32 protein-coding genes are annotated in these 26,865 nt (G+C 62.0%); 18 read left to right on the forward strand and 14 right to left on the reverse strand.

The genetic code is table 11. The features are described from left to right. Nucleotides 1–16 precede the first annotated feature (16 nt). Both mnmC and GZ092_RS15585 read right to left on the reverse strand, forming a co-directional pair. Entirely contained in the window at nt 17–1,927 is a 1,911-nt protein-coding gene (gene mnmC, locus GZ092_RS15580) for an FAD-dependent 5-carboxymethylaminomethyl-2-thiouridine(34) oxidoreductase MnmC (RefSeq protein ID WP_293637733.1), read from the reverse strand. Nucleotides 1,928–1,936: 9 nt separating this feature from the next. Further along, a complete protein-coding gene (locus tag GZ092_RS15585; RefSeq protein WP_293637735.1) occupies nt 1,937–2,218 on the reverse strand; it encodes an oxidative damage protection protein in 282 nt (93 codons plus the stop codon). Between the two features lie 518 nt (nt 2,219–2,736). Between GZ092_RS15585 and GZ092_RS15590 the strand changes: the two genes are divergently transcribed. The 4 genes from GZ092_RS15590 to GZ092_RS15605 all read left to right on the forward strand — a co-directional run bounded on the left by GZ092_RS15590 (nt 2,737) and on the right by GZ092_RS15605 (nt 4,507). Then, the gene (locus GZ092_RS15590) at nt 2,737–3,114 is read left to right on the forward strand and encodes a hypothetical protein (RefSeq protein WP_293637737.1); all 378 of its coding nucleotides are present in this window, start codon (nt 2,737–2,739) and stop codon (nt 3,112–3,114) included. Continuing rightward, nucleotides 3,101–3,376 (forward strand): hypothetical protein, encoded by a 276-nt coding sequence (locus GZ092_RS15595; protein ID WP_029524630.1) that lies wholly within the window; start codon nt 3,101–3,103, stop codon nt 3,374–3,376. Before GZ092_RS15590 ends, GZ092_RS15595 begins: the two co-directional genes overlap by 14 nt. 147 nt (nt 3,377–3,523) lie before the next feature. After that, on the forward strand, nt 3,524–4,075 hold the full coding sequence (locus GZ092_RS15600) for a thioredoxin domain-containing protein (protein WP_293637742.1): 552 nt from the start codon (nt 3,524–3,526) through the stop codon (nt 4,073–4,075). Nucleotides 4,076–4,177: 102 nt separating this feature from the next. Beyond that, a complete protein-coding gene (locus GZ092_RS15605) occupies nt 4,178–4,507 on the forward strand; it encodes a DUF6172 family protein (protein WP_293637743.1) in 330 nt (109 codons plus the stop codon). A 29-nt stretch (nt 4,508–4,536) separates the two neighbouring features. Here GZ092_RS15605 and GZ092_RS15610 read toward each other — a convergent pair whose 3' ends face one another. Then, nucleotides 4,537–5,808 (reverse strand): DEAD/DEAH box helicase, encoded by a 1,272-nt coding sequence (locus GZ092_RS15610; protein ID WP_293637744.1) that lies wholly within the window; start codon nt 5,806–5,808, stop codon nt 4,537–4,539. A gap of 429 nt (nt 5,809–6,237) precedes the next feature. Here GZ092_RS15610 and GZ092_RS15615 point away from each other — a divergent pair, with 429 nt between their 5' ends. Then, the gene (locus GZ092_RS15615) at nt 6,238–6,366 is read left to right on the forward strand and encodes a hypothetical protein (RefSeq protein WP_293637828.1); all 129 of its coding nucleotides are present in this window, start codon (nt 6,238–6,240) and stop codon (nt 6,364–6,366) included. Nucleotides 6,367–6,427: 61 nt separating this feature from the next. Here the strand turns inward: GZ092_RS15615 and GZ092_RS15620 are convergent, their stop codons facing one another. Then, the gene (locus GZ092_RS15620) at nt 6,428–7,204 is read right to left on the reverse strand and encodes an extensin family protein (protein WP_293637745.1); all 777 of its coding nucleotides are present in this window, start codon (nt 7,202–7,204) and stop codon (nt 6,428–6,430) included. A 413-nt stretch (nt 7,205–7,617) separates the two neighbouring features. On the opposite strand from GZ092_RS15620, the gene GZ092_RS15625 reads away from it, so the two are divergent. Then, complete coding sequence (locus GZ092_RS15625; protein ID WP_293637746.1) at nt 7,618–8,115, forward strand: hypothetical protein; 498 nt, start codon at nt 7,618–7,620, stop codon at nt 8,113–8,115. Between the two features lie 148 nt (nt 8,116–8,263). Here GZ092_RS15625 and GZ092_RS15630 read toward each other — a convergent pair whose 3' ends face one another. From GZ092_RS15630 to GZ092_RS15645, 4 genes are all read right to left on the reverse strand, one after another. Continuing rightward, a complete protein-coding gene (locus GZ092_RS15630; protein WP_293637748.1) occupies nt 8,264–8,641 on the reverse strand; it encodes a PH domain-containing protein in 378 nt (125 codons plus the stop codon). An 88-nt stretch (nt 8,642–8,729) separates the two neighbouring features. Then, nucleotides 8,730–9,908, reverse strand: a complete 1,179-nt coding sequence (locus tag GZ092_RS15635) for a YihY/virulence factor BrkB family protein (RefSeq protein WP_293637749.1) — start codon at nt 9,906–9,908, stop codon at nt 8,730–8,732. 134 nt (nt 9,909–10,042) lie between these two features. Continuing rightward, the gene (locus GZ092_RS15640; protein WP_293637750.1) at nt 10,043–11,011 is read right to left on the reverse strand and encodes a cation diffusion facilitator family transporter; all 969 of its coding nucleotides are present in this window, start codon (nt 11,009–11,011) and stop codon (nt 10,043–10,045) included. A gap of 120 nt (nt 11,012–11,131) precedes the next feature. Further along, nucleotides 11,132–11,296 (reverse strand): hypothetical protein, encoded by a 165-nt coding sequence (locus tag GZ092_RS15645; protein ID WP_293637751.1) that lies wholly within the window; start codon nt 11,294–11,296, stop codon nt 11,132–11,134. A 140-nt stretch (nt 11,297–11,436) separates the two neighbouring features. Here GZ092_RS15645 and GZ092_RS15650 point away from each other — a divergent pair, with 140 nt between their 5' ends. From GZ092_RS15650 to GZ092_RS15670, 5 genes are read left to right on the forward strand one after another with little or no spacing between them, the layout of a single operon-like run. Next, a complete protein-coding gene (locus tag GZ092_RS15650; RefSeq protein WP_293637752.1) occupies nt 11,437–11,859 on the forward strand; it encodes a DUF1924 domain-containing protein in 423 nt (140 codons plus the stop codon). A gap of 37 nt (nt 11,860–11,896) precedes the next feature. Continuing rightward, nucleotides 11,897–12,379, forward strand: coding sequence for a diheme cytochrome c (locus GZ092_RS15655; RefSeq protein WP_293637754.1), 483 nt, complete (start codon nt 11,897–11,899; stop codon nt 12,377–12,379). A gap of 8 nt (nt 12,380–12,387) precedes the next feature. Then, the gene (locus GZ092_RS15660) at nt 12,388–13,155 is read left to right on the forward strand and encodes a cytochrome b/b6 domain-containing protein (RefSeq protein WP_293637756.1); all 768 of its coding nucleotides are present in this window, start codon (nt 12,388–12,390) and stop codon (nt 13,153–13,155) included. Nucleotides 13,156–13,167: 12 nt separating this feature from the next. Then, nucleotides 13,168–13,839, forward strand: coding sequence for a response regulator (locus GZ092_RS15665; protein ID WP_293637757.1), 672 nt, complete (start codon nt 13,168–13,170; stop codon nt 13,837–13,839). Further along, nucleotides 13,836–15,185 carry an ATP-binding protein gene (locus tag GZ092_RS15670; RefSeq protein ID WP_293637758.1) on the forward strand — a complete coding sequence of 450 codons (1,350 nt, stop codon included), beginning with the start codon at nt 13,836–13,838 and terminating at the stop codon, nt 15,183–15,185. Before GZ092_RS15665 ends, GZ092_RS15670 begins: the two co-directional genes overlap by 4 nt. On the opposite strand, the gene GZ092_RS15675 is transcribed toward GZ092_RS15670, so the two are convergent. Then, the gene (locus tag GZ092_RS15675; RefSeq protein ID WP_293637759.1) at nt 15,166–15,372 is read right to left on the reverse strand and encodes a hypothetical protein; all 207 of its coding nucleotides are present in this window, start codon (nt 15,370–15,372) and stop codon (nt 15,166–15,168) included. The two genes, GZ092_RS15670 and GZ092_RS15675, sit on opposite strands and share 20 nt — an antisense overlap. Here GZ092_RS15675 and GZ092_RS15680 point away from each other — a divergent pair. Beyond that, nucleotides 15,371–16,072 (forward strand): VIT family protein, encoded by a 702-nt coding sequence (locus tag GZ092_RS15680; RefSeq protein WP_293637760.1) that lies wholly within the window; start codon nt 15,371–15,373, stop codon nt 16,070–16,072. The genes GZ092_RS15675 and GZ092_RS15680 overlap by 2 nt on opposite strands. A 145-nt stretch (nt 16,073–16,217) precedes the next feature. Here GZ092_RS15680 and GZ092_RS15685 read toward each other — a convergent pair whose 3' ends face one another. The 4 genes from GZ092_RS15685 to GZ092_RS15700 are packed head-to-tail and all read right to left on the reverse strand — an operon-like array spanning nt 16,218 to nt 20,730. Next, nucleotides 16,218–17,693: a DUF3482 domain-containing protein gene (locus GZ092_RS15685; RefSeq protein ID WP_293637761.1), complete on the reverse strand. Its 1,476-nt coding sequence runs from the start codon at nt 17,691–17,693 to the stop codon at nt 16,218–16,220. Then, nucleotides 17,690–19,168: a DUF2868 domain-containing protein gene (locus GZ092_RS15690; RefSeq protein WP_293637763.1), complete on the reverse strand. Its 1,479-nt coding sequence runs from the start codon at nt 19,166–19,168 to the stop codon at nt 17,690–17,692. Before GZ092_RS15690 ends, GZ092_RS15685 begins: the two co-directional genes overlap by 4 nt. A 54-nt stretch (nt 19,169–19,222) precedes the next feature. Continuing rightward, nucleotides 19,223–20,467 carry a nitronate monooxygenase gene (locus GZ092_RS15695; RefSeq protein ID WP_293637765.1) on the reverse strand — a complete coding sequence of 415 codons (1,245 nt, stop codon included), beginning with the start codon at nt 20,465–20,467 and terminating at the stop codon, nt 19,223–19,225. Nucleotides 20,468–20,481: 14 nt separating this feature from the next. After that, a complete protein-coding gene (locus GZ092_RS15700) occupies nt 20,482–20,730 on the reverse strand; it encodes a hypothetical protein (RefSeq protein ID WP_293637767.1) in 249 nt (82 codons plus the stop codon). A 44-nt stretch (nt 20,731–20,774) separates the two neighbouring features. Here GZ092_RS15700 and GZ092_RS15705 point away from each other — a divergent pair, with 44 nt between their 5' ends. After that, on the forward strand, nt 20,775–21,323 hold the full coding sequence (locus tag GZ092_RS15705) for an NAD(P)H-dependent oxidoreductase (protein ID WP_293637769.1): 549 nt from the start codon (nt 20,775–20,777) through the stop codon (nt 21,321–21,323). Nucleotides 21,324–21,465: 142 nt separating this feature from the next. Further along, nucleotides 21,466–21,915 carry a hypothetical protein gene (locus tag GZ092_RS15710; protein ID WP_293637771.1) on the forward strand — a complete coding sequence of 150 codons (450 nt, stop codon included), beginning with the start codon at nt 21,466–21,468 and terminating at the stop codon, nt 21,913–21,915. Nucleotides 21,916–21,921: 6 nt separating this feature from the next. On the opposite strand, the gene GZ092_RS15715 is transcribed toward GZ092_RS15710, so the two are convergent. After that, nucleotides 21,922–22,575 carry an NAD(P)H-dependent oxidoreductase gene (locus tag GZ092_RS15715; protein ID WP_293637773.1) on the reverse strand — a complete coding sequence of 218 codons (654 nt, stop codon included), beginning with the start codon at nt 22,573–22,575 and terminating at the stop codon, nt 21,922–21,924. Between the two features lie 153 nt (nt 22,576–22,728). Between GZ092_RS15715 and GZ092_RS15720 the strand changes: the two genes are divergently transcribed. The 4 genes from GZ092_RS15720 (at nt 22,729) to cysW (ending at nt 26,832) form a co-directional block, all read left to right on the forward strand. Continuing rightward, the gene (locus GZ092_RS15720; protein WP_293637775.1) at nt 22,729–23,655 is read left to right on the forward strand and encodes a LysR substrate-binding domain-containing protein; all 927 of its coding nucleotides are present in this window, start codon (nt 22,729–22,731) and stop codon (nt 23,653–23,655) included. 395 nt (nt 23,656–24,050) lie between these two features. Beyond that, nucleotides 24,051–25,043 carry a sulfate ABC transporter substrate-binding protein gene (locus tag GZ092_RS15725; protein ID WP_293637777.1) on the forward strand — a complete coding sequence of 331 codons (993 nt, stop codon included), beginning with the start codon at nt 24,051–24,053 and terminating at the stop codon, nt 25,041–25,043. A 2-nt stretch (nt 25,044–25,045) separates the two neighbouring features. After that, nucleotides 25,046–25,939 carry a sulfate ABC transporter permease subunit CysT gene (gene cysT, locus GZ092_RS15730; RefSeq protein ID WP_293637778.1) on the forward strand — a complete coding sequence of 298 codons (894 nt, stop codon included), beginning with the start codon at nt 25,046–25,048 and terminating at the stop codon, nt 25,937–25,939. After that, nucleotides 25,936–26,832 carry a sulfate ABC transporter permease subunit CysW gene (gene cysW, locus GZ092_RS15735; RefSeq protein ID WP_293637779.1) on the forward strand — a complete coding sequence of 299 codons (897 nt, stop codon included), beginning with the start codon at nt 25,936–25,938 and terminating at the stop codon, nt 26,830–26,832. The genes cysT and cysW overlap by 4 nt, the downstream gene beginning before the upstream one ends. Nucleotides 26,833–26,865: the final 33 nt, after the last annotated feature.

Below are 26,865 nucleotides of genomic sequence, written 5' to 3' on the forward strand. Positions count from 1 at the left end.
ACTTTTCATCTAAATATCAGGTTTTCAGGACGTTAGCGTGATGTTTGGCGTATTGGGGCAGCAGCGCATCGGCCAGGCGCTGCTCCACCGGCAGCGGCTCGCCATGCAGCCGCGCCGCCAGCAGTTCAGCGCACAGCGCGGCAAAACTCAGGCCACGCGATCCCATGCCGCTGCTGACCCAAACATTCGGCACGTTTTCCAGCGGACCTAAGGAAGGCAGGCGGCTTGGTGTGGCGCAGCGGACGCCGGCCCAGCCTTGCACCTGATGATGGTCAAACTGGCTGGCCAAAGCCTGCGCCGCAACGGGCAGCAGCGTCTGCAGCTTGCTGAAGTTGTGTTGTTCGTCTGCAGGCCGGATGTCACGGCTGCGGCTGTCGCGTTCAAACGTCGAGCCGATGACCCAACCCATTCCCTGCGCCAACGGGACGTTTGGCACCAGACTTCCGTGGCCATTCACAGGAAAAGCCGGCATGGCGGACGCCGTGTCCGGCGAATGCAGCCCCCAGGACGCCTGGCCGCGAATGGGCTGCAGCGCCAGTGGATTCACCACTCCAGCCGATGTAGCCAGCGCGGCGCTGCCGTGGCCAGCCGCCAGCACCAACAGTTCGGCTTGCGCCAGCAATTGGCCTGCGGCGTCGAGCACCTGCCATTGATCCGCTTTATGCAGCAACTGACGCGCCTCGGACTGGCCGCGCCATGTCACGCCCGGCGTTGCCAGCCACGCCTGCACCAAACTCGCCGGTTTGATCCAGCCGGCCCGAACATGCCACAAGGCCGGGGTTTCGGGTGGCAGGCCGCAGTGTTTGAGTTGTTCGGCGGTGGCCAACGTAGTCCAGTCGTGTGCGGCAACGGCCAGCGCTTGCCCGGCTTGCCATGCTGCAGGAAGCTTGCGGGCATGCTCGATGCAGTGCTCCAGCACGCCGGTGGGGTGCCAGTCGGTTCCGGTTTGCAGCCGCGACTCCGCTTGTTGCAGCATCACCCGGATACCGCTACGCGACAGGCGCGACAACACGCTGTCGTCGGGCGAAACATGCGCCGCCAATACTCCGGCGGGCAACCCCGACGCGCCTTCGGCCGGCGTGCTGGCTGCATCCAGTACCGTCACCTGCCAGCCACGACGCGCCAGGCTGGCCGCCACGGCTGCGCCCGCCAGGCCTGCACCGATAACGATGCAGCGCGCTGGCGTGGGTCGATGTTCTGTGGTTGATTTTCTTTTGGGTTCCCATGCGGGCTGGTATTCGCCCTGCAGGTTGTCGCGCTTGGGCGGAATGCCGGGGACTTTCTTCACCACGAAGCCGCATTGCGCCAACGCGTCGCGCACGCTGCGCGCCACCGTCCAGGTGGCAAGGCGTGTACCGCGCCGGCAGCAACGGGCGACGGTCTTGAAGGTATGCACGTCCCAGATATCGGGATTCAGCAAGGGGCTGAAACCGTCAAGGTAAACCGAATCAGCTTCAAAATTGTGTTCACGCAGCATCGCTTTGGCGTCACCAATGCACAGCGTCAAAAGCACCTGGCCGTTTTCAAAACTCAGCCGGTGAAAGCCGGGCAACAGTCCCCAAAGCTGGCGCTGCAATTGCTCAGCAAAAGGGAGCAATTTGGGATGGCTGCGCGCGCTGCGCAAGACGTCTTCGGCGCTGGCCGGAAAAGCCTCGGTCGAGACGAAATGAAGCAGGCGAGGGCGCTGCGCATCGGCCTTCCATGCCGCCCAGGTGACCAGGAAATTCAGCCCCAGGCCAAAGCCGGTTTCCAGCACGCACCATTGCGACTGGCCAGCCCAGGCTTCAGGCAGGCCGCAGCCTTGAAGAAAAACGGCCTTCGCCTGTTCAAGGCCCCCGAGCTCACTGCGGTAGCGGTCGCCAAAGCGCGGACTGTAGGGGCTGCCGCCTGCCGTGCCGTCTTCCAGCCACTCAATGCGCTCGGCCATCCGCCGCGCTCAGACGCCGGGAGGTGTCGGCGGAACATAGCCCTGCACCGCATCGGCGCCGTCGCCGAAGAAATGCTTTTCCATCTGCCGCGCCAGGTACTGGCGGGCGCGCGCATCGGCCAGGTTCAGCCGGTTTTCATTCACCAGCATGGTTTGCTGCTTCATCCAGTCAGCCCAGGCCTGCTTGCTGACTTCTTCCCAGATGCGCTTGCCCAGCGGGCCGGGGTACGGTGGAAAGTCCAGGCCTTCGGCTTCCTTGCCGAGCTTGATGCAATTGACGAGACGTGCCATGTGAGAAGTTCTTTCTTGCTTTTGAAGTTGGGAAGTTGAGATATGGGAGGAAATTTTTTCGAATAAAAACGATGTTTTATCCGTCTTGAACAGGAACGCCTGAATCCAGAGTCCATTTTGTCCGCATTTGGCGGCATTTCTGGAACACGGCGTAAACCCTGAGGTCGTGTCGCCACTTTATCAAGCTTTGCATTCACGCCGCCATGGCAATGGTTCTGGCCGCCCCGGCAGGGGGGCGATACGGTCTGAACCCACCATGAGCGGCTTGCCGCGACGCCTTTCGGATCGGCTGCAAAGGCAGCCCGAAAGACCGCGTTGCAAATCAGGATAGTGACGGTATTCGGTTTTAACGGTAAAATGCGGCTCCAACCCACGACAGGCAAGCGTGAAAAGCTATTAAAAATATAGCGCTAACGTTTGTCGGGCCGGGCTTTCAGTAGCCTGGCAGCCTATCCACCCATGGAGAAGCCGACTGGCAAAGCGCTTGAATTTGGGGAAGGAACCCCCAAATCTGTTACATGAACGCAACCAAACCAAACGCCCGTAAAACCGATCTGACCGTGACCCATGTGCTCGCTGAATTGCTTGAGCGCCTGGAGTGCAGTGCGGTGCCTGTCGGCGCCGAACAGTACCGATCCGTCGTGCAGCATCTGGTGAGCGAGCTGGGTGAAGTCGAGCCGGGAACGGCCCTTGGTGCCTTGCTCGACAGCCATCCTGCCGCCGCCGAACTGTACGAAAACGTTTATTACCAGCATGCCGGGCTTTGCCGCTCGGCGCTGGACGCTTCGCTCGCTGCGGAGCAACAAGCCAAAGAGGCCTTGGACCGCGCAATGCGCCGGGCCATGGACCGCTCCAATCAATCACATAAGGAAGACCCCACCCATGGCAAGAGCTGACGCCAAAACCGCCGTACTCGCAGACGGCCTGCGCTACAAATCCAAAGTTTCGGGTTCGCCCTTTGCGGCCACCACGTCGTTCGGAGCGGCAACCATGTCGTGCTTCATGTGCGGAAAGCACCGCGCCCGCTCCCTGATGGGCACCCGCAAGGTGCTGGGCAAGTCCCAGGCCGTCTGCTCGCCTTCCTGCAAGGGGCTGGATGAAGCGCTTGAGGCCGCTGCCGCTGCGTCGGCTGCCGCAGCCGCCGCGTCTGCGGCCTGAGGTTTTGCTGGTTCGCCGGGTGGGCTGCGGCGTTTGCTGGCTTGACCCGGGCTTGATTTTGTGGTTTGCGGCTGCGTACAGTGCGCTGCCGGGCACACCAAAATTTTTGTCATTCATCCTCAAGTGACTCGCAAAGGGAAACCCGTCATGAATCCCCATTCCAGAAAACTTAACGTGTTGCATCCTGACGAGGCCACCGACCACATTTCCGGACCTGCGTCTGCGCCAGTCACACTGGTGGAATATGGCGATTTCGAATGCCCGGCCTGTTTCCAGGCCTATGGCGCAGTCAACATCCTGCGGGCGCATTTTGGCGATCAGTTGCGCTTCGTGTTTCGTCATTTTCCCCTGCGTGAAGTGCATCCGCATGCCGAACTTGCCGCGGAAGCAGCCGAGGCAGCCGGCGCGCAGGGCCATTTCTGGCCGATGTATGACCTGCTGTTCACCCATGCGCAGCACCTGAAGGAAAAGCATCTGCTGGACTATGCCGGTCAGATCGGTCTGGACATGGCACGCTACCGCAATGAAATGGCCGACCATGTCTATCTACAGCGGGTTCAGGAGCATGTGCTGGGCGGCCGGCACCTGGACGTCCGCTCGACGCCGGCCTTTTACGTCAACGGCGTTTTGACCGACGTGTCCTTCGGCCTCGAGCATCTTCACGAGGCGGTGGACAAGGCATTGCTGCAGCGCAGTTGAGCCCAGCCGCCGTGAAGGCGCCAGCGGTGGACCGATAATGGTCCGCTTCTGAGTCACGTCCGCAAGGGGTGAATCGCATCAAACCCCCATTAGGACCATTCCGTGAGAAAAACATTCCTCCTCAACCTCGAAGGCAAGAACCGTGACCGTCTGGTCGAGGCCAGCAAGCACGATATCCGCAAATACGTCAAGCGCGAACGCAGCCGGGCCTTGCCTGCAGGCGTTGACTTCTGGGATTTTGACTGCAAGTTCGGCAGCAATGAAAGCGCTTCGGCCGTGGTTCACTTTGCCACGCTCATGACGCTGATCGACACCGCCGTGCAGGAAGGCGCCGAGCAGTTTTATGTAGAGGTGGTCACGAAGCATGGCCATCGCAGCGCCCGGCCGCAGGGCACACAAGCCGATTCTGGCGACGACACAGACTTCGAATAAGCCAGGCCCACGCCCCGTGGCCTCAAGGCTTATTCGCCTTGAGCCGGCTTGATTTGGCCGGCTGCTTCACGCAGCTTGTCCTTCTTGCTCGGGCGCTTGCCCTTGACGCCGCCCACCGACAGCGGATCGGCGGCATTGGGCTGGAGGATTTCAACCGGCTCGAAACCGGCGACCTGTTCACGCGGCACGCTCAGGCGCTGGCGCTTTTCGATCAGCCGGAAATGCGCCTCGGTGCCGGCGCTGACAAAACTGATCGCCATGCCTCTTTCACCGGCCCGGCCGGTGCGGCCGATGCGGTGCGTGTAGTCGCTTGACGAACGCGGCAGGTCGTAGTTGACCACCACCGGCAGCTGAACAATGTCCAGGCCCCGCGCCGCCACGTCGGTGGCCACCACCACCTGCACGCGCTTTTCCTTGAAATCGAGCAGCACCTGGCTTCGCTTGCCCTGGCTCAGCTCGCCGTGGAAGGGCTCGGCCTCGATGTCGGCCTTGCGCAGCTTGTCGGCCACGATCTCGGCGGCATGTTTGGTGGCGACGAACACCAGCACCCGGCTCCATTTCTCGGTTTGCACCAGATGGCGCAACAACTGCGTGCGCCGGCTCGGATCGACTTCGATGGCGCGCTGCGCAATGTCGGGCTCGGCCTGCGGCGCAGCCTGTACTTCGATGCGCAAGGGTTCGCGCAGCATGCTGGCGGCCAACGCTTCGATGGCTGGCGGAAAGGTGGCCGAGAAAAACAGGTTCTGGCGCTGCGCCGGCAGCATTTGCAGGATGCGGCCCAGCTCCTCGCCAAACCCGAGGTCGAGCAGCCGGTCGGCCTCATCGAGCACCAGGGTATCGACGGCGTCCAGCGTCAGCGCCTTGTGGTCGATCAGGTCAATCAGCCGGCCCGGCGTGGCGACGATGATGTCGGCGCCGCCGCGCAGGTTCATCATCTGCGGATTGATCGACACGCCGCCAAACACCACGGCGACCTTCAGGCGCTGCTGCAGGTGCTTGCCCAGGCTGACGATGGCTTCGCCCACCTGGGCCGCGAGTTCGCGCGTCGGCACCAGTACCAGGCCGCGAATGCGCCGGCGGGCGCCAACAGGCGATTCGGCCAGCTGGTGCAGCAAGGGCAGGGCGAAAGCCGCCGTTTTGCCCGAGCCGGTCTGGGCCGAAGCGACGATGTCGCGGCCCAGCAGAATGGCTGGAATTGCCGCTGCCTGAACCGCCGTGGGCGCAAGGTAGCCCATGTCGGCAATCGCGCGCGACAGCGCGGGCAGCAGGGCCGGCGAAAAGCCGAGGGATGAAAAGGGCATGGAAAAGTGCTCGGAAAAAAGGCAGAAGAGACGAAGAGAAGACGCCGAAAGCCGGTTGGGGGCTGCGACCGGTTGTCGCCAGAACCCGCAAGTTTAAGCCCGGCCCTTTCGGCGTTCGTCCATGATGCCGGCACGCCCGTCAGGCCGGCATCGGGCGTTTTATCATGCTGCTATTGAATCCATAGCTGCTTGCGCACAAGGGACGTGCGCAAAAGCCTGTTTTTGCTTGAATTCAGCACAGATTGCGCCGCCGCTTGCCGGTGTGTAGCCCAAACGCAGTGGCTGCCGGTCCTGACTGGCATGGGCGTCTTTCGGGACACGCATCGTCAGACGCTTATAACCCTGTCTGCGTTGACCAGCCTACGAAGGCGGCTGCCAGCTTTCATTCGCGTGGTTGTCTCCACCGACCTGTTGAACCAAGGAACAAGCATGCTGGCAATGAACTGCCGTAGTACCTACCGGGTGCGCGCTGAGAAAAAATCCGCGCCCTGCATCGAGCATCCGGGCGACGCCATCATCCGTGTCAACCGCGCCTGCGTATGCATTAGCAGCTATTAATTAAGTAGCGATAAATACTGGGCTGCGGAATGCAGCGCTTGCCCGTCAAGCGCGTCGCGCTCTAGCGGCACATGCTGTAGCCGCCGGTTTCCAGGTGGAAATGGTCGCGGTGCACCGCGTTGTAGTCGGGTCCCAATACGCCATTGAAAAACCGGCAGGCGCCAGCATGCGCATCGTTCAGCATCTGCCCTTGCGGTCTGGCAGCTGAGCGGTCTGCAGCGCGCGGCCAGGCGTTCAACACCGTGATTTTCTGGCCGTTTTCCAGCGTGAAGCCGGCAATGTCCAGCGCATTGGCCGTGGCATGCCGGCTTCGCGCACCCCCCGCCGCATCCGGTTGGGCGCCTTCACCCCGGTTGATGTTGCGGCAGGCGTAACTGCCCAGGTGGTCAATGGCGGCCACGCGCTGGCCGAAATGCTGCTGCGCGGCGGGCTGGAGCGCATGCTTTTCCCACATGAAAAACGACAGCGCCATCGGGCAACTGAGCGACAGCGGTGAGCCGATGCGAACACCTGCACTTTTCAGGCGCACGGCATTTTCAAAGCCGCAGCCCGGCGCCGTGATGCGGTCGGGCAGCACGTCGTACTGCATGCCGGTCTGCGCCAGCGCTGCCCGGCAGTGTTCAGGGCTGCTGCGGGCGCGCGAGAGTTTGTAGGAGGTCAGCAAATTGGGCGTTGCCATGACATCAAGCGGCGCCCAGGGGTTGAAGCGTTCGGGAACTACCAGGCGTCCGCTGTAAAGCCCATAGCCTGCCGCAACGACAAGGCTCCATAGAACAATGCTCAGCACACGCGACTTGCGCGGCCGTTCAGGCGAGGGGGAAGAAGTGGGTGGGGACATGGTTTTTGGGCAAGCGCAAGGATCAGGACCCGCCTGCCGGACGATGGCGCTGCAGGCAGGGCATGATTTGCGACGCATCTGCTGCAAGGGCTGCCCTGATTCTTTGTATCACGAGGAAACTTGTGCGGCCTGTCCTGTCTTTTTGAAAGGTGAAATTTGCCGACGAATGGGTGGTGAAGACAGCCTGTCGCAGTGTGAAATCCGGCATCCCGGGCTCCTTGCTGCTATGACAGGCGCAATGTGGTGATGACCTGCGGTTCGGCAAAAGGTTCACGCCGCAGGGCAGGTTGGCGCCTACCCAACTGCCATCGCATCGCCTGACATGAATCAGGCAGACGGGTGAAATTTTTGTAGACTGAATGCTTTAAAAGAAGCGCACTTTTATGGCTGTTTATAAAAAGACAGAAAAGGGCATGAATGAACTGCTGGCCTCGACACACAGCCTTGACGCAAGGCTGGTCAGTGTGCTGATTCTGGTGGACGGCGCCCGGGAATCCGACGAAGTCAACCGGCTGGCCCAGGAGGGTCATTTGCCGGTCGATGGACTGGAGATTTTGTTTCACGGCGGCTTTATCGACCGTAAGTTCAAGGGCAGCGCACCACCTGCCGAAGGAAAAGCACCAAGCCCTGCCGAGCCGCTGGCGCCTGTGGCGGCAACGCCAGCCCGCACGCTGGAACGGTTCAATGCGCTGTATGCCTACCTGGTCGAGCAAACCAAGGCCTTGCTGGGACTTCGCGGCTTCATCTACCAGCTTCGCATTGAACGGGCCTCGACGCTGCTGGAGTTGAAGGCATTGATCGAGCCGATTGGCAAGGCGATTGAAAAAAGGCAAGGCCTTGGCATGGCAAAGCACTTCATGCGCGAAAGTGAGCGACTGGCCGTTGCGGCGATTGCCGAGCGTGATATCTAGAGCGCAACCCGTTCGGCTGGCCATCACGGAAGGCTCTAAAGCCAGCATTTTTTTTGCTACCAAAATAATAGCTTCTTGCGCACGCCGCACTTGCGCAAGAAGCGTATTTGATTAAAAAAAGTTGTGGGTCGGCGAAAACCTGTGCCTTTTAACGCAGCACGTAACCCGCCAGAACGCTTTGGACTTCATAAATGCTCAGCTTCTTGTTGAAGCGTTTTTGCACTGGCACGGCAGTGCCTGAAATCCAGATTTTCAACTCGGCGTCCAGGTCGAAATGGCCGCCGGTCTCGATGCTGAAATGCGTGATGCTTTTGTAGGGGAACGAGTGGTATTCGACCTTGCTGCCGGTCACGCCCTGCTTGTCCACCAGCACCAGTCGCTTGTTGGTGAAGACAAAATAGTCGCGGATCAACTGGTAGGCATGCTCGACCTGCTCGCCCGCCGCAAGGATCTGGCTGAACTCCTGTTGAATCTTGTCGGCATCGATTTTCGATGCATTGCCCATCATTCCGTCCAGTAAACCCATGGTGAAGTCCTTGTTAACAATCATCGGTCCGGCGATCTTATGCGCTCGACACAAAGGCGCTCAGCCATTGGAAATCGACGGCTGAGGCTTATCGCTGCGTCCCGGATTTACCCGTCAGGACCCCGGCCATGCCCACGCGCCCTTTTCCTTTGCGCTTGAACAGCAAGCGCAGCGCCAGGTAGGCAGCGGCGCTGCCCGCATACACCATGGCGCGTTGCTTCAGGCTGACATGGCGTGGCGCTTTAGGGGGAGCCTCGATGCCAACCGGGGCTGAGGGTGACGAGAACGGGCCAATGATGACCAGGTCGCTTTGAAGAGGCAGGTCCGGCAGCTTGGCAACGGGCTGGCGGTGCTTGTCCTCCCTGCTGGAGGTGCTGAACGGTTCGGCCGGTAGGGCGGCAGTGTCTGGTTTTTTCTTGCCGGCCAGCGAACCATGTTCATTGGCAAACACCCAGGTGAATTCGGCGCCCAGCAAAAAGATTTGCGCCGAGTAGTACACCCAGACCAGCAGCACCACCAGCGACCCGGCGGCCGCGAATGACGAGGTGATGCTGCTTTTGCCGATGTACAGGCTGATCAGCCACTTGCCCACCTCGAACAGCACGGCAGTGACCAAGGCGCCTGTCCAGACATCGCGCCAGCCGACCTTCACTTGGGGCATGACCTTGAAAATCATCGCAAACAAGACCGTGGCTATGCCGATGGAAAACACGATGTTGATGGCGAACAGCAGATTTTCCCATCCCGGCAGCAGCCTGCCGATCCAGCTGCCAAAGGCGGCCAGCGCCGCGCCGCTGACCAGCGACACCAGCAGCAAAAAGCCCAGTCCCAGGATGAAACCCAGCGACAGCAGGCGGCTGCGCACGATGGCCCAGATGCCCGACACCTGCGGTGCCTTGGGTGCCCGCCAGATCCGGTCCAGCGCGCTTTGCAACTCGGCAAATACCGTGGTCGCGCCAATCACCAGCACCACAATGCTGATCGCTGTGGCAACCAGGCCCTTGGTGGGCTGGTTGGCGCTTTCGATCAAGGCCTGTATGCCCTGAGCGCCTTCCTGGCCGATCAGGCCCGACAACTGGCCGACGATTTCCCCCTGCACCGCCTCTCGCCCCCAGACAAAGCCGGCCACTGCAATCACGATGATCATCAGCGGCGCAATGGAAAACACCGTGTAGTAGGAAATGGCCGCGCCCATGCTCGGCGCGTAGTCGTCGATCCAGGCGACGACCGACTTTTTGGCAAGTTGGTAGAAATGTTGAAGGTTCATGGTTTTTTTCAGGCGCCTTGAAACATCAAGAGCTTTCTGCAAACCAGTGTGCCAAGCGCCCGCCGGCGCCATCGTCGGCCTGAACTCACGGATGCTGTAGGCGACGGGCGACTTCATGCCGCCTGCCACAGCGCTCAAGGCGTGATGACGGGCTCGGATTGACTATCCGGGGCATGGTCCAGGTCGGGACGCTTCCACGGGTCCACATGGGTCATCAGGTTCAGCACCCGGTGGCGCCTGAGCACGCGCTGCCGCGCCTCGACGGCAATGTCGTGGCCGGCTTCGACTGTGATGAAGGCCTCGACCTCGATATGCGCATCGACCACGATCATGTCGCCCATCTTGCGGGTGCGCACGTCATGCACATTCCTGACGCCGGGCGTTTCAATCAGCGTACGGCGAATGGCCGCGACTTCCTGCTCGTCCACGGCGCGGTCCATCAGGTCGTGCATGGCGTCCCAGCCAAAGCTCCAGCCCATTCGGGCGACCATGAAGCCGACAATCAGCGCGGCAATCGGGTCCAGGATCGGGTAGCCCGCCAGGTTGCCGACAATGCCGATGCCCACGACCAGCGACGACGCGGCATCCGACCGTGCATGCCAGGCATTGGCCACCAGCATGCTCGACTTGACGCGCTTGGCCACGGCCAGCATGTAGCGAAACAGCAGTTCCTTGGCAATCAAGGCGCTGCCCACGACCCAGAGGGCGCTGATATGGACCTGCGCCACCGTCTCTGGCGACTGGAGCTTGCTGATGGCCGACCAGATCATGCCCACGCCGACCACCAGCAAGATAGCCCCGAGCGCCAGGGAGGCGGCGGTTTCAAAACGCTGGTGGCCGTAGGGGTGGTCTTCGTCGGCGTCCTTCTTGCTGTGGTGGCTGGCAAACAGCACCACGAAGTCCGAGATCAAATCTGACAGCGAATGGATACCGTCGGCAATCAGACCCTGCGACTTGGACAGGATGCCGGCGCTGATCTGGCCAATCGTCAGGACAATGTTGACACCCACGCTGACCCAGGTACTGCGCGAGGCGGCTGCCGCGCGTTCAGCCAGGCTGTGTTGGGCGTCTTCGGGATCATCGGCGAGGTCGTTGAAATTCATGGGAAATTATTGTTGTTGTTGGATGGCGAGCGGATGCCCGGGATTCAGGCGCAGAGCTTACCTTGTGGCGTATTGCCAATGCGAGACAGGGGCAGGATCAGAGCGGCGTCAATGCGCGTTTCAACTCATGTGCCTGTCAACCATCGCGCCAACCGTGCGGGGTTCGCCAGGGTGATTGCCCAAGCTCATGGGAATCGACATGAAAGCCGTGATGATGACTGGCACGAGTGCGGCGCACACGACCCAAAGGTATTGACGGATGAAGAGGCTGAGGGTGGGATGCATGAGGTATTTCCTTGGGTAGTGGCGAATGAGTCAATCCTGGCGGCTGGCGCTTAAGGCCGTCTTAGCGCGCGTATCGCAGCTTAAGAAAGCGCTAAGAACGCGGCCGCAACATGAAGGCAACCTAAAAACAAGGAGTCTTCATGAAGCGGTCATCCCTGCGCCAATCGTCGTTTCTGGCCCTGCTGGCCACGACCGGTCTGACCTGTGCGCTCATCACCCCGGCGGCGCATGCCACGACGCCGGCGGAACAACTGGGGGCTTACACCGCCCAGTCCGGAGCGCCTGCGGTGCCAGCGCGGGGCCAGCAGTTTTTCAACAACCGCCAGGGCCGTGACTGGAGTTGTGGCTCCTGTCACGGCGCTTTGCCCACGCAGGCTGGCAAGCATGCGTCCACTGGCAAAACCATCGGCGCGCTGGCGCCGGCTTTCAACCCGGAGCGTTTCACCGATTCGGCAAAGACCGAAAAGTGGTTTCGCCGCAATTGCAACGATGTGGCGGGCCGCGAATGCACGGCCGCCGAAAAAGCCGATGTGCTGAGCTGGCTGATGGCACTCAAGCGCTGACCGTCCGTACTTCCTCTATGCGTCAAGGATAAAAACCATGTCACTTCGATTTCACTCCCGCGTTCCCCAAGTCCTGTTCGGCTTGCTCGCAGCCCTTGGCATCGCGCAAGCGGCGATGGCCGACGGTGACCAGCGCAGGGTGCCGCTGTTGCCCAAATACCAGCAGGAATGCGCCGCCTGCCATCTGGCGTATCCGCCCGGCATGCTGCCAGCGGCCTCCTGGAACAGGGTCATGGCCAATCTGCCCAGGCATTACGGCACCGATGCATCGCTGGACCCGGCGACGGTGAAGGCGCTTTCGACCTGGCTGGGCGCCAACGCCGGAACCTACAAACGCGTCAATGAAGAGCCGCCGCAGGACCGCATCACCACCTCAAGCTGGTTTGTGCGCAAGCACCGCGAGGTAGCGCCAGATGTCTGGAAACGGACCGCCATTGGCAGCCGGGCCAACTGCGCCGCCTGCCACACCCGCGCCGACCAGGGCGACTTCGATGAAGACAACGTCCGCATACCCAAGTAAGAAAAACCATGACTGCCCATACCTTTCCTTCTTCAGAATCTGCCACCGCACCGTCTGGACTACAAGCGCAGGCGCCCCGGCCCGCAAGCCGCCGGGTGACAGACGCCACCACGCGCATGCTGCACTGGCTGATGGCGCTGAGTTTTACCGGCGCCTACCTCACCGCCGACGGCGAGCACTGGCGGATGGTGCATGTGACGCTGGGCTACACCCTGGCCGGGCTGCTGGTCTGCCGTGTGCTGTGGGGCCTGTTCGGTCCGCGCCAGGCCCGGCTTTCGGTGCTGTGGCGCAAGTTGAAGGGCCTGCCGGACTGGCTGAAGTCGCTGCCCGATGTAAATTCACAGGCGACGCTGCAGCCGGCCTGGCGTCAGGGCCAGAACCTCATGATGGCGCTGGCCGTGGCGCTGATACTGGTGGTGATCCTTCCGCTGACACTCAGCGGTTATGCGGTATGGGACGAGTGGGGCGGCGAATGGCTGGAAGACGTGCATGAGTTTTTCGGCAATGCCATGCTTGCAGTCGTGCTGGTTCATATCGGCTTGATCGCCTTGCTGAGCCTGCTGCGGCGCAAGAACCAGGCCTTGCCCATGCTGACCGGCCGCGCTGCAGGTCCCGGGCCGGATCTGGCCAAGCGCAACCACGGCATTCTGGCGGCGGCGGTGCTGGCCTGCGTGATCGGTTTCTGGGGTTGGCAGTGGACCGAGGCGCCGCAGGACCATGCAGTGTCCCAGGGTACGGTGCGGATCGATAATCACAGTAACGACGATAGCGATTGAAAGAGCCCCCACATGCGTATTCTGCTCGCTGAAGACGATTCTTTATTGGGTGACGGCCTGCGGGCGGGGTTGCGCCAGCTGGGCTTTCAGGTGGACTGGGTGCGTGATGGCGAGGCCGCAGAGCGCGAACTGCGCGCACAAGCTTATGAGGCCGCCGTGCTCGACCTCGGGCTGCCGCGCAAGGACGGGCTGGATGTACTGGCCGACATTCGCCGTTCGGGCATTTTGACGCCGGTGCTGGTGCTCACCGCGCGCGACGCCGTGCCAGACCGTATCCGCGGGCTGGATGTGGGCGCCGACGACTATGTGGTCAAGCCGGTGGACCTGCATGAGCTGGCCGCACGGCTGCGCGCGCTGGTGCGCCGGGCGCACGGCCAGCCGCAGGAATGCCTGAGTGCGCAGGATGTGGTGCTGGACCCGGCCTCCCGCACGGTGCGCCAGGCGGGCGAGCTGGTCACGCTGTCCACCCGGGAGTTTGATTTGCTGCAGGCCTTCATGCTGGGCGCCGACCGTGTGCTGTCGCGCGAACAGCTGGAGCAGCAGCTCTACAGCTGGGGCCAGGAGGTCGAAAGCAACGCCATCGAGGTGCACATCCACAACCTGCGGCGCAAGCTGGGGCCGGCGCTGATCCACACGGTGCGCGGTGTCGGCTACATGCTGCAGCGCGACGTGCCCAAACCATGATCCGGTCGCCGCGCTCGCTGCAAGGCCGCCTGCTGGTGATGGTGCTGTCAATGGTGGTGGCCGTCTGGCTGGTCGCGGCGGCGCTGACCTGGTTCGATGCTCGCCACGAACTGGACGAGTTGCTTGACGGTCACCTGGCGCAGGCTGCCGCCCTGCTGGTGGTGCAGCAGGCGCAGGCGTTCGAAGACGGTGACAAAAGCATCGACGCGCCCACGCTGCACCGGTATGCGCCCAAGGTCGCGTTCCAGGTGTTTCATGAAGACCGCCCGGTGCTGCGTTCAGCCAATGCGCCCGTGACACCGATGATCGAGGCCGGAAAGCGCTTCAAGTCCGGCTTCAGGACGGTGCAGATCAGTGGCATGGCATGGCGTGTTTTTGCGGCGTATGGAGCCGAGCAGGACGTGCAGGTCTACGTGGGCGAACAGACGAGTTCGCGGGACGCCATTTTGTGGGCCGTGCTGCGCAGTACCTTGTGGCCGATTCTGGTGGCGCTGCCCCTGCTGGGGCTGGCGGTGTGGTGGGCGGTGTACCGCGGTGTGCAGCCGATTCGGCGACTCGGGCGCGCATTGGCAGCGCGCCAGCCGCAGGCGCTGGATCCGGTCACCCTGCGCAATGCGCCCGCCGAGATGACGCCGATGATCGCCGCATTGAACAGTCTGTTCGAGCGCATCGGGCACCTGCTGGAGTCCGAGCGGCGTTTTACCGCCGATGCCGCCCACGAACTGCGCACCCCGATTGCAGCCATTCGCGTGCAGGCGCAGGTGGCGATGGGCGAAGCGGACGAGTCCTTGCGCAAGCATGCCCTTCAGGGCACGCTGGAAGGCTGCGACCGTGCCACGCGCCTGGTCGAGCAGCTGCTCAGCCTGTCCCGGCTGGAAGCGCTGGAAGCGCCGGTCATGGCGGCGGTCGATCTGCGCGCCGTGGCGCAGCGGGTGGTGGCCGAGCTGGCGCCCAAGGCGATTGGCAAACACCAGACGCTGGAATTCGACGGTGCCGGGTCCTGCCCCATTCCGGGCAACGCGACGCTGCTGGCGGTGCTGGTGCGCAACCTGGTCGACAACGCGGTGCGCTACAGCCCGCCGTTGGCGCGCATCAAGGTGGCCGTTCGGTTACAGGACGGGCAGGTGGCGCTGAGTGTGGAAGACAGCGGGCCGGGCCTTGAGGATGCAGACAGCACCCGCCTGGGCGAGCGATTCTTCCGGGTGACCGGCAGCCTGGAAAGCGGCAGCGGTCTGGGCTGGTCCATCGTGCGGCGCATTGCGGCCGTGCACCGGCTGGAAATCGAGGTCGGGCATTCGGCGGAACTGGGCGGGCTGGCTGTACACGTCATTTCGAAGAAAAAATAGCATTTGCGCTGTATGGATGGGCATTTACAGCTATTAATACAGTAGCAAAAAAGGATTGTAAAACGTTGTCTTTGCCCGGCGGAAAATCAACTGCAGGCTTCATGCAAGCTTCCTGCAGGAAGAAGCGTTCAATAATCGCGCATCCCATCAGACATCGTTTTACCCACAACAGGAGCGCCACTTCCATGAAGCCAATGAATCGCCACCTGGAGCGCCACCGAACCGACCGCATCGGCTGGCTGCGCGCCGCCGTGCTGGGGGCCAATGACGGCATTGTTTCCACGGCCAGCCTGGTGCTGGGCGTGGCGGCGGCCGGTGCCACCCCGCAAGCCGTTCTGGTGGCAGGCGTTGCCGGGCTGATGGCCGGGGCCATGTCGATGGCGGCAGGCGAGTATGTCTCGGTGCATTCGCAGGCCGACACCGAAAAAGCCGAAATGGAGCGCGAGCGTCTTGAACTGGAGCGGCATCCCGAGGCGGAACATGCCGAACTGGCGGGCATTTACATCAAGCGCGGGCTCACCCCTGAACTGGCCCGCCAGGTGGCCGGTCAACTGATGAATCATGACGCACTGGGCGCCCATGTGCGTGATGAACTGGGCATTTCCGACGATTTGCTCGCCAACCCGATCCAGGCCGCCCTGGCATCGGCCGCGAGCTTTGCTGTGGGGGCTGCGCTGCCGCTGGCGGTTACGGCTTTGGCACCAGCCAATGGCTTGACCGTCTGGGTATCCGTCACTTCACTCGGGTTTCTGGCCCTGCTGGGGGCCATGGCCGCACGTGCGGGAGGCGCTGCCATCGTGGCGGGTGCCTGGCGCGTCACCTTCTGGGGCGCTCTGGCCATGGCCATCACCGCCGGGGTTGGTGCGCTGTTTGGGGCTGTTGGTTAGCGCGAAATCAACCGGGCCTTGTCTCGTGGCATTCAAGACTGCAGCAGATTTTGCTATTGAATCAATAGCTTGAAAATTAAGCTGGACGGGCGTAGATGGCCTTTTTTGATACTAAAAAATGTGGACCAACTGAAACCCGTGTGCGCTAGGCGCGGTGGGCAAGGGCCGCTGCCGGATACAGCTGTTGCAACACCGAAGAGGTGATGCGCAGCAGAAGCGCTTGCGCAGCGCCGGCCGATGTTTCTGCAGGAGAAGAGGGCTGCCGCAGCGTCTGCCACAAGCGGCCCACGGCGGCTTCCTCGGCCACCACCGCCCGCTCGACCTCAGCCTGCCAGAAAGCCGGCGCCTCGCTTTGTGCAAAATGGCCGCGCCCGCGCCCGAAATGCGCCACCGTCAGGTAGCGCAGCACGCTGGCCACCAGCAGCGTGCGCAAGAATTCATCGGTGAACTGCACCGTGGTCTGTTCCCGGTCGGTGCTTGAATTGAAGCCCCAGGCCGCACCCGCAAACCCCAAGGCGCCGACCACGCTGCCCAGCAGCGCACCGGCGCCCAGGCTCAAGCCGCCCGCCATCAGATCCGCCGACAGGCCGGTCGCCGCGCCCGACAATACCGCGCCTAGCAGGCCCGCCTGCGCCTTGTCGATGGGCGCGCGAACCGCAAAATTCTCGCGCACCCGCTGGTTGATGCGCGTCGCTTCGCCGGGGTCGATCCGGTGCAGCGTCAGCAGCTGGCGCGTGGTGTCGGCAATGCCGTCGTTGAGCCGCTCGACCAGGATGCCCATGGCCTGGTCTTCGCGTTTCAGCTTGCCCGTCTTGCGCAGGCCGGTGGCCTGCAGGGCTGAATTCAGCAGCGAACGACTCTCGGGCTCTACCGCCTGGCGGTCCTGCGTCGCTGCCGCCAGCTGCTGCGCCCCCAGCCGCATCGACGCCTGAAAGCGTGTGTCATGGTGGGCGTCCCAGGCGGCCAGCAGGCGTGCGAAGCCGGCGGCTTTGTCAGGTTCGATCCACTGGCCGACGGCTTCGTAAAACACCCGCTCATGCACCCAGCAGCGGGCAAAGGCGTCAAGCGCCAGCACCTTGCGCACGATCGGAAAGGCTTCCAGGTGGCGGCGCCAGCGCATCAGTTCTGCCTGCTCCTCTGGTGCCGGGCGCGGCGGCCCCGTCTGGTTGAGCAGCACCATCACCGGCTTGCCCAGCCACTGCAGGATGTTCATCTCGGCCGCCAGGTAGCCGGCGTCGCCGGGATGCTCCGCCGAATTGACCAGGTAAAGCACCACGTCGGCCGCATCGCGGGCGGTGCGCAATGCCTGCTGGCTGAGCCAGAACGGCCGGTCACTGTAGCGGTCCAGCACTTCCCGCAAAAACCAGCCTATCGGGTTGTCGGCCATGCCCAGCCGCTTGAGGAGCCGCACCGAATCGCCAAAGCCCGGCGTGTCCCACAGCAGCAGGGCATCGCCGGCGCTGGTCGTCAGCAGCGGATGCGCTTCGGACGACAGGGTGACATGGGCTGCATCGCGCACTTCGCCGACATCGGCGCCCAGCAGGGTCCGGGCCAGCGTGGTCTTGCCGTTGTTGGTGTGCGACACCAGCGCCAGCTGGATCTGGACCGGGGCGGCGCTCATGCGGTTGCCGACAAGGCAAGGCCTGCGCCGACGTCCACCGCATGGGCATCGGGATGGAGCAGGTTGACGAAGGTGGCGGGCGCCTTGTGAAAGCTGCAGAACTGCTGCCACAGGGCGATGCGCTCGGCCATTCTGTCCTTGCCGCCGGCTTGCGTGCCGACCCGTTCCAGGTAGCCCGATTCGTCGACCAGCACGGCGATGCCGCGTGACGACACCCGCACCAGGTGGTCGAGCAGGGCGCCATGGTTTTCCTTTTCGGGCGTGGCCGCCAGGCTGAACAGAACCGCCGTGATGGTGGCGTCGCTGTCGTTCAGCTTGACGTCGCGCAGTGCCTCGTGCGGCTCGTCGCCATAGGCAATCGACGGGCGCAGCATCAGCCGGGCCTGCTCGCCCAGCAGTCGTGCCGCCAGTTGGCTCAGGCCCTTGTCGCGCGCTTCGTCGATCGCGAAGCTGTAGGGCAGCACCCGCAGCATGCCGGGCGCACCGCCAAGTGCCTTGAGCAGCCTGCGGAAATAGGGCTGCTCCAGCTCCAGTGGAAAATTACGGCTCCATTTTTTAATGCGCCACTGGGCGGCGCCGGCCAGCAGCAGGCGCGGCAGCATGACCAGCAGGAACAGCGTGGCGGCATACAGATGCACCCAGCGCGCGCCACCCAGTGGCGAGGAGGGTGCCTGCCCGAACCGGAGCGCTTCAATGTCGGCCAGCGAAAACCCCTGAAGCGGAAAAATCGTCAGGGCCGGCATGAACAGCGCCGACAGCAGCGCATGCACCTGCCCGGCATCCAGAAAAGTGCTTTCCCAGCCCGCCGAATACTGCGCGACATAGCCGCGCGCATACAGCGAAAGCACCGCACCGATGGCAAACAGGGCCGAGCCCAGGTGCAGGGTGCGGCCCAGCCGGGCCAGTGTCAGCCGCCGGCTGAGCTGGGTCCACTCGGCCATGAACGCCAGCAAGGCACTGACGAGGGCGGGTGGCAGCTTGCGCGGCAGGCGTGTCCGTCCCAGGCTGAGCAGGTGAACCAGGTCCGCACCCGGCTTTTTCAGTTTGCCAAACGGCAGCCAGCGCCAGACCAGCAGGCTTGCATAGACCGCCAGGTTCCAGCCGATGATCAGCAGCAAAGGCGGCGACAGCAAATCAACCCGGTGCGGGTCGGTGATCTGGTCCAGGAAAATGCCGGCCAACAGGGCCAGGACCGGCAGCCCGGTCCAGAATACATGAAGCGCCCCGGGCAGCCTGAGCATTGGACCGAACGCCGCATGCCGCTCCGACAGGCGCTGGAGAATCTGCCCTGCGCGCTGCTGCAGGAACGTGTCCGCCGTGACGGGGGAGCCGGCGTGGGACGCCTGCCACTGTGCCAGTTCCGTGGCGCTGCGGCTGGCATGGCGGCGGTCGTCCTCGCTCAGGATTTCGTGCGCATGGTCCGCCGTTTCAATGGCACGAACCATGACCACTTCCCGGGCCGCCTGTTCATTCATGCATTTCTTCCGTGAGGCGCGGCATGGCTGAAGTGAGCAGCGGCATGCGGATGCTTACGCGGGCAGCATCACCTGGTGGTCCACGCTGAACTGGTAGTCGCGGAAGATGTGTTCGGCGCTCAGGGCCAGGTAGGTGCCGTCGGGCTGAAGGCGGGACGTGTCCTTCAGGCGGTAGGTGCTGCTGCCGCAGGTCCAGACGTTGTAGTTGCGCATGTGCGTGCACAGGCAGGTCTTGTCCATGACCGAGATGTTCTTGCCGTCCGGGTGCAGGGCGATCTGCTCGTTGTACGCGGTGATGTAGGCACAGTTGCCGTTGCCGTCAAGCAGGTAACCGTAGGACTCGCAGTTGGGCCGGATGCCCGAGCCGATGGCCGGGGAATTCTTCAGCATGCGCATCGGATAGCCGGTCGGCGAGATGGTGTTGACCGTGATGTCGGCTTCGCTGGCGCGGAAGTATTCCTGCTTGTCCTTGGCCGGCAGGCCGCATTCGTTGGACACGGTGAAGCGCGTGGCCACCTGCACCGCCGCCGCGCCGTTTTCGAGGAAACCGACCGCATCGCTGCCGGTGAAAATGCCGCCGGCGGCAATCAGCGGAATGTCAAGCTGCTCGGTCTTCAGGAAGGCGGCAATCTCGGCCACGATGGTGGCCAGGTCGTACTTTTCCCAATCCATGCCAAAGCCCAGATGGCCGCCGGCCAGCGGGCCTTCGACAATCACATAGTCAGGCAGCCGGCCCAGGCGGGCGGTCTTGCGCAGGAACAATTGCAAGGCACGCACCGACGACACAATGATGCCCATCTTGGCATCGCGAAAGCGCGGGTGCTCGGCCATCAGGCCGAACGAGCCCAAATGCAGGCCGGCGCTCAGGGTAATGCCGTCAATGCCCGCATCCAGCGCCGAATTGAGACGCACCTGCAGCGTGTCGCGCGGAGAGTTCATCGTCAGCTTTTCCATCACGTTGACGAACACCATGCCGTCACCGCGCTTGGCTTCCATGGTCTTGCCGACATGCAGCCGTGTGGCTTCGGCCAGCTCGCCCAGGTCGAACTGCACGCTGCTCTTGTCAGAATTGGATATGTTGCTTTTGTAGAACTTGGTCTTGCCCTTGACGAATTCGGTGTCAAAGCGACGATCGGACACGTCATGGACCAGCGCGTCGGAAATATGGCCGATGCCGCCCAGTCGCGCTGCTTCCAGTGCCAGCTCGGCGGTGGAAATATCGACGCCCATTCCGCCAATGATGATCGGCACCAGTTCCTTTTGGCCGAATTTCAGGCGGAAATCATCAACTCTTTTCATCGGGATCCTTGTAGCTAGGGGGTGAAGGCGCCGTCAAGCGCTTCGGCATTTCCTGAAGATTTGCGTGTCTGAAGGAATGCACTTGTCAATACCCATAATGGTAATGCTTTGACACGTCCGAGTTTGAAGTGCGATGCAGTAAACGTCCGGGAAACAGGATTTGGATCAATGACCGTGCATTGCGTGGCCGGGCTGCCCGGCTTCGGCCCGCAGAATTTGGCTGTGCTTTGCATAATGGAGCCGTTCGTGCCGCTTTCTTTCATCAACCGCCTGACCGGGTTGCCGGTCGGTTTTCTGGAGGTATTTCATGGCTCAGTACCAAATCGCCGTCGTGGTGGGCAGTCTTCGCAAGGACTCGTTCAACAAAAAACTCGCTGGGGCGCTTGAAAAACTGTTTCCGGCCGATTTCAGTTTCATCCATGTCCGGATTGACGACCTGCCGCTGTACAACCAGGACGACGATGGCAGTCCGTCGGCGCAGGTGACGCGCCTCAAGGCTGAGATCGCGGCAGCGCAGGGCGTGCTGTTTTTCACGCCTGAATACAACCGGTCCATCCCCGGCGTGCTGAAAAACGCGATTGATCATGCCTCCCGCCCGTACGGCAAAAGCAGCTGGAACAGCAAGCCAGCCGGGGTAATAGGCGCATCGGTCGGCCCGATCGGCACGGCCATGGCGCAGCAGCACCTGCGCAACATACTGGCTTACCTGAACATGCCCACGCTCGGCCAGCCCGAAGCCTTCATACACAACAAGGAAGGGCTGTATGACGCGGCGGGCAACATCGGCGAGGCCAGCCTGAAATTCCTGCAGGGCTGGGTGGATGCCTATGTGGCCTGGGTCAAGCAACACGCCTGAAGATTAGCCGACGCCGGGCGGCGATACGCTTTACGCAGTGCAAGACCGAAATTAGCCAGCGCTCATGAATTGGAGTGCGCTTGCTATAAAGAAAGTATTCGTCAGGAGTCCAATTAAACTGTCAAAAACTCAGGAGATTGGTATGAAAATCAGCCCGGCTATTGCACTTTTCCCATTTTTCATCTTTCCTGCGCTGGCTGTGGGCCAACCCGCCCAGCCTGTCAAGGTGCTGCGCGATCTGGAACCCCTGCAGCCCCACATCCTGTCCAAAGACGAACTGCAGCAACTCCTGCCTGGTGCTGCAATCCGGCGAATCAATGAAAAAGGCAACACCCACGCCTGGACCAACGATACCGATGGTTCCTTCGTGGTCTCGTCGGACAACCGTTCTACTACGGGCCGAAATGCTACAGCGCGGGGCAAGTGGCATCTGTCCGATGACGGGCGTTACTGCATTCTCATCGACTGGAACCGTGCCGATAATGAAGAATGGTGTCGATTAATCATCAAGACCTCGGACGGCTACTACACCACCAAATCAGACCGGATGGGTACGGAAAAGGTCTATAAGCTCGACATTGTTGCCAAATAGCGGGCTTTAGGCCACCAACGCGGCCTGGGGCTGGTTGGCCGCGCTGTGCGTGTGCCCCAGGATGTCCAATTCAGCGGAAGCCAGTGCGGCGGCTTTCCCGGCTTCGCCCATCGCCAGCCCTTCGGCCCGGACAAAGCGCACATCGGTCACGCCAAAAAAGCCGAAGACGGTTTTCAGATAGCTTTCCTGGTGCTCCATGGCGTTGCCCGCATCGCTGGTCGAATACATGCCGCCGCGCGTCGAGGCCACGATGATGGTCTTGCCGCCAGCCAGGCCGACCGGGCCTTTGTCGGTGTACTTGAAGGTGCGGCCAGCCTGGGCCACCCGGTCAATCCAGGCCTTGAGCTGGCTGGGAATGGAAAAGTTGTACAGCGGCGCGCCGATCACCACCACATCGGCGGCCAGGAACTGCGCCACCAGTGCTTCGGACACGGCGTTTTCGCGCTGCTGCGCATCGCTCAGCTCGGCTGCGCCTGCAGGCAGGCGAAAACCCAGCGACTCGACCGACAAATGGCTGGGCGTGTCCACCGCCAGATCAAGGTAGCTGACCTCGGTGGCCGGATGGGCCGCGCGCCAGGAGGCCACGATTTGCGCCGTCAGCTGGCGCGATACGGAGTTGGTTCCGAGGATGCTGGAGTCGATGTGAAGAAGCTTGGTCATGATGGAAAATTTCCGGATTTAAAGGTTGTGTGAAAGCGACGATCTGGTTTTAACCATGGATAGATTGTCCGGGCAAGCCAATACCTTGATAAGCCGGCAATATCGCGATTGATCGTTCTATGTACAGGACAATACAAGCCACGGAGCACGTGAATGGAAGACCTGAATGACATGCTGTACTTTGCCGAAGTCGCCGAGCGCGGCGGTTTTGCCGCTGCCGGACGGGCGCTGGGCGTGCCCAAGTCCCGGCTGTCGCGCCGTGTCGCCGAACTGGAGGCGCGGCTGGGTGTTCGCCTGTTGCAGCGCACCACCCGCAAGCTCTCGCTGACCGAGGTGGGCGACATCTACCTGCGCCACTGCAGCGCCATGCGCGATGAAGCGCTGGCCGCTGCCGATGCTGTGGCGCAGTTGCAGGTCGAGCCGCGCGGCCTGCTGCGCGTGACATGCCCTGTCACGCTGGCCCAGAGCACGCTGGGCTACCTGATTCCCTGCTATCTGGCGCTGTATCCGCGCGTCAAGCTGGACCTGCGGGTCACCAACCGGGTGGTCGATCTGGTGGACGAGGGCATCGACGTGGCGCTTCGGGTAAGGCCGACACTGGACGACAGCGGCAGCCTGGTCGTCAAGCAGCTTGGTGCCACCTTCGGGCATTTGCTGGCCAGTCCGGATCAGCTGCGCCGGCAGGGCGTGCCGGCGACCACGGACGAACTGTCGCGGCTGGACACGGTGGCCATGTCATCGTTCGTCGGGCGCAGCGCCTGGACGCTGGTCGGGCCGCAAGGCCAGGAATTTGTCTTTCAGCACCAGCCGCGCTATGTGGCCGATGACCTGCAAACGCTCAAGCTGGCGGTGCTGGCCGGCACCGGCATCAGTTTTCTGCCGGACAGCCTGAGCCAGGCCGAAATCCAGGCGCAACTGCTGGTCCCCGTGCTGCCGGGATGGGCACCCAGGCCGGGCATGGCGCATGCCGTGTTTCCTTCGCGGCGCGGTCAGATACCCGCTGTGCGCAGTTTTCTGGACTTTCTGGGCGAGCATATGCAGGGCGATGAACTGGTCGGCCATGCATCGCCGCCTTTATGACAGGTGAATTTTTAAGCCAAATCAATACTTTTCGCACACCCAGCATGCATGAACAGCTATATAAAATATAGTGAAAACAGGCTGGCTGTCGTCTGCTGTATCAAATTCAATCGAATTTCTATATTCTATTTAAATCATAAATTAAGAGAAATATATTCTTTTGAGTTTTAAAGATTTCGCGCCAGAATACCCGATTCCCAACCTTTCAAGGAGCGAGTCATGACCCCAATGCTTCCACGAAGGCAACGGCGCGCAGCGATGTGCTTCATCAATCCGAAAAAAGTCATCTGCGCCACCTTCACCTATGCGGCCATTACCGGCTAGCCCCAGCCCAACAAGTAAACAGCGCATCAGCTATCCTTTCCGACTTTTCCCTTTGCCTTCCTGGAACCCGCATGACCTCTAAATTCAAGATTGCCCTGGCAACGCTGGCATTGGCCGCCAGCAGCATCGCCTCTAGCCAGACCCTGCTGAACGGCTCGTATGACGTGGCTCGTGAGTTCTACAAGGACTACAACGCGGCGTTTATCGCCCATTACAAGAAAACCACCGGCAAGGACGTGAAAATCGACCAGTCGCATGCCGGCTCCAGCGCCGTGGCGCGTTCGGTGGCCGACGGCCTGGACGCCGATGTGGTGACCATGAACACCTCGACCGATGTCGAATTTTTGGCGAATGCCGGCGTGGTGGCCAAGGACTGGGCCAAGCGTTTCCCCGGCAATGCCTCCCCGACCACCTCGACCATGCTGTTTCTGGTGCGCAACGGCAACCCCAAGGGCATCAAGGACTGGGACGACCTGACCAAGCCCGGCATCCAGGTCATCGTCGTCAACCCCAAGACCGGCGGCAATGGCCGCTACACCTACCTGGCCGCCTGGGGTTACGCCAAGAAAAAGGGCGCGACCGACGCGCAGGCTGCCGAGTTTGTCGGCAAGCTGTACAAGAACGTACCGGTGCTGGGCAAGGGCGGACGCGACGCAACGACGGCCTTTTTGCAGCGCAACATCGGCGATGTGCTGGTGACGTTTGAATCCGAAGTCGTGTCGGTCAACAAGGAGTTCGGCGCAGGCAAGGCCGACGCGGTGTACCCGTCCATCAGCATCCTGGCTGAAAACCCAGTGGCAGTGGTGGAGCGCACAGTGGCCAAGAAAGGCACGGCGGTTCTGGCCAAGGCTTACCTTGACTACCTGTATTCCGATGAAGGCCAGGAAATTGCGGCCAAGCACGCCATGCGTCCGTATTCGCAAGCCATCCTGAAAAAGCACAGCGACATTTTCAAGCCGATCCAGCTCTTCACGGTGCAGGAAATGTTCGGCTCGCTGAGCGAAGCGCAAAAAGTCCACTTCAATGACGGTGGCCAGTTCGACAAGCTCTACACCGTCCGGTAAACATGAGTGCCTTGACTTCCGGGGCGCCATCCGCTGGGGTGGCGCCCCCTCTTCGTTCCGGCGCCAAGAGAACACCGCAGCGGGTGCTGCCGGGTTTCAGGTTGACGCTGGGCTACACGGTGTTGTACCTCAGCCTGATCGTGCTGATTCCTATAGCCGCGCTATTCTTCAAGACCTTCACGCTGACGTGGGAGCAGTTTGTCTTCGCCGTCACGTCGCCGCGTGTCATGGCCTCGTACCGGCTGACGTTTGGCGCGTCGCTGATTGCCGCACTGGTGAATCTGGTGTTTGGCCTGCTGCTGGCCTGGGTGCTGGTTCGCTACAAGTTTCCGGGCAAGAAAATCGTCGATGCGCTGGTAGACCTGCCGTTTGCGCTGCCCACGGCAGTCGCCGGTATTTCGCTGACGGCGTTGCTGGCCGGCAACGGCTGGCTCGGCCAGTACCTCGAACCCATGGGCATCAAGCTGGCGTTCACGCCCGCCGGCGTGGTGATTGCCTTGATTTTCGTCGGCATGCCGTTTGTGGTGCGCACGGTGCAACCGGTGCTTGAAGACGCCGAAAAAGAGCTTGAAGAAGCCGCCACCGCGCTGGGCGCCAACCGTTTCCAGATTTTTACCAAGGTGATCTTTCCGCACATCGCGCCGGCCCTGATGACCGGCTTTGCGATGGCATTCGCCCGCGCCATCGGCGAATACGGCTCGGTCATCTTCATTGCCGGCAACATGCCGATGATTTCCGAGATCACGCCGCTGATCATCATCGGCAAGCTGGAGCAGTATGACTATGCCGGCGCCACGGCCGTGGCGGTGGTGATGCTGGTCATCTCGTTCATCCTGCTGCTGGTCATCAATGCGCTGCAGACCTGGCAGCGAAAAACCACCGGAGCGTCGTCATGAGCGGTCCGTCTTCGCAACCCATTCGCCGCGCCAAGGCCGGCACAACCGAGGCGCCGTGGGTCCGCTACCTGCTCATTACCGTGGCGCTGCTGTTCGTGCTGCTGTTTTTGATCCTGCCGCTGGCTGCCGTCTTTACCGAGGCGCTGCGCAAGGGTTTTGGCGCTTATCTGGAAGCACTGAAGGAGCCTGACGCCTGGTCGGCCATCCAGCTCACCCTGATCGCCGCCGCGATTTCCGTGCCGTTGAACCTCGTGTTCGGCGTGGCCGCCGCCTGGGCGATCGCCAAGTACGAGTTTCGCGGCAAGTCGTTTTTGACGACGCTGGTCGATCTGCCGTTTTCCGTCTCGCCGGTCGTTGCTGGCCTGATGTACGTGCTGCTGTTCGGCGCCCAGGGCTGGTTTGGCCCGTGGCTGCAGGCGCATGACATCAAGATCATCTTTGCCGTTCCAGGCATCGTGCTGGCCACCGTGTTCGTGACCTTTCCCTTCATCGCGCGGGAACTGATTCCGCTGATGCAGGCGCAGGGCAACGACGAGGAGCAGGCCGCGATCGTATTGGGCGCGACCGGCTGGCAGACCTTTTGGCGCGTCACGCTGCCCAACATCAAGTGGGGGCTGATCTACGGCGTGATTCTGTGCAATGCGCGTGCCATGGGCGAATTCGGCGCGGTATCGGTGGTGTCGGGCCACATTCGCGGGCAGACCAACACCTTGCCGCTGCATGTGGAAATCCTCTACAACGAATACCAGTCGGTGGCTGCCTTTGCCGTGGCCTCGCTGCTGGCCATCCTTGCGCTGGTCACGCTGGCCATCAAATCGGTCGCCGAATGGCGGCACGAGGCTGAAATGAAAGCCGCAGCCCAGCTGCCGCCTGAGCGGCCCGCTCTTAATTGAACGCAGACCCTCACCCCAACCTTCTGGCGAAGG

Source organism: Polaromonas sp. (genome assembly GCF_010365105.1).
Taxonomy (GTDB): Bacteria; Pseudomonadota; Gammaproteobacteria; order Burkholderiales; family Burkholderiaceae_C; genus Polaromonas.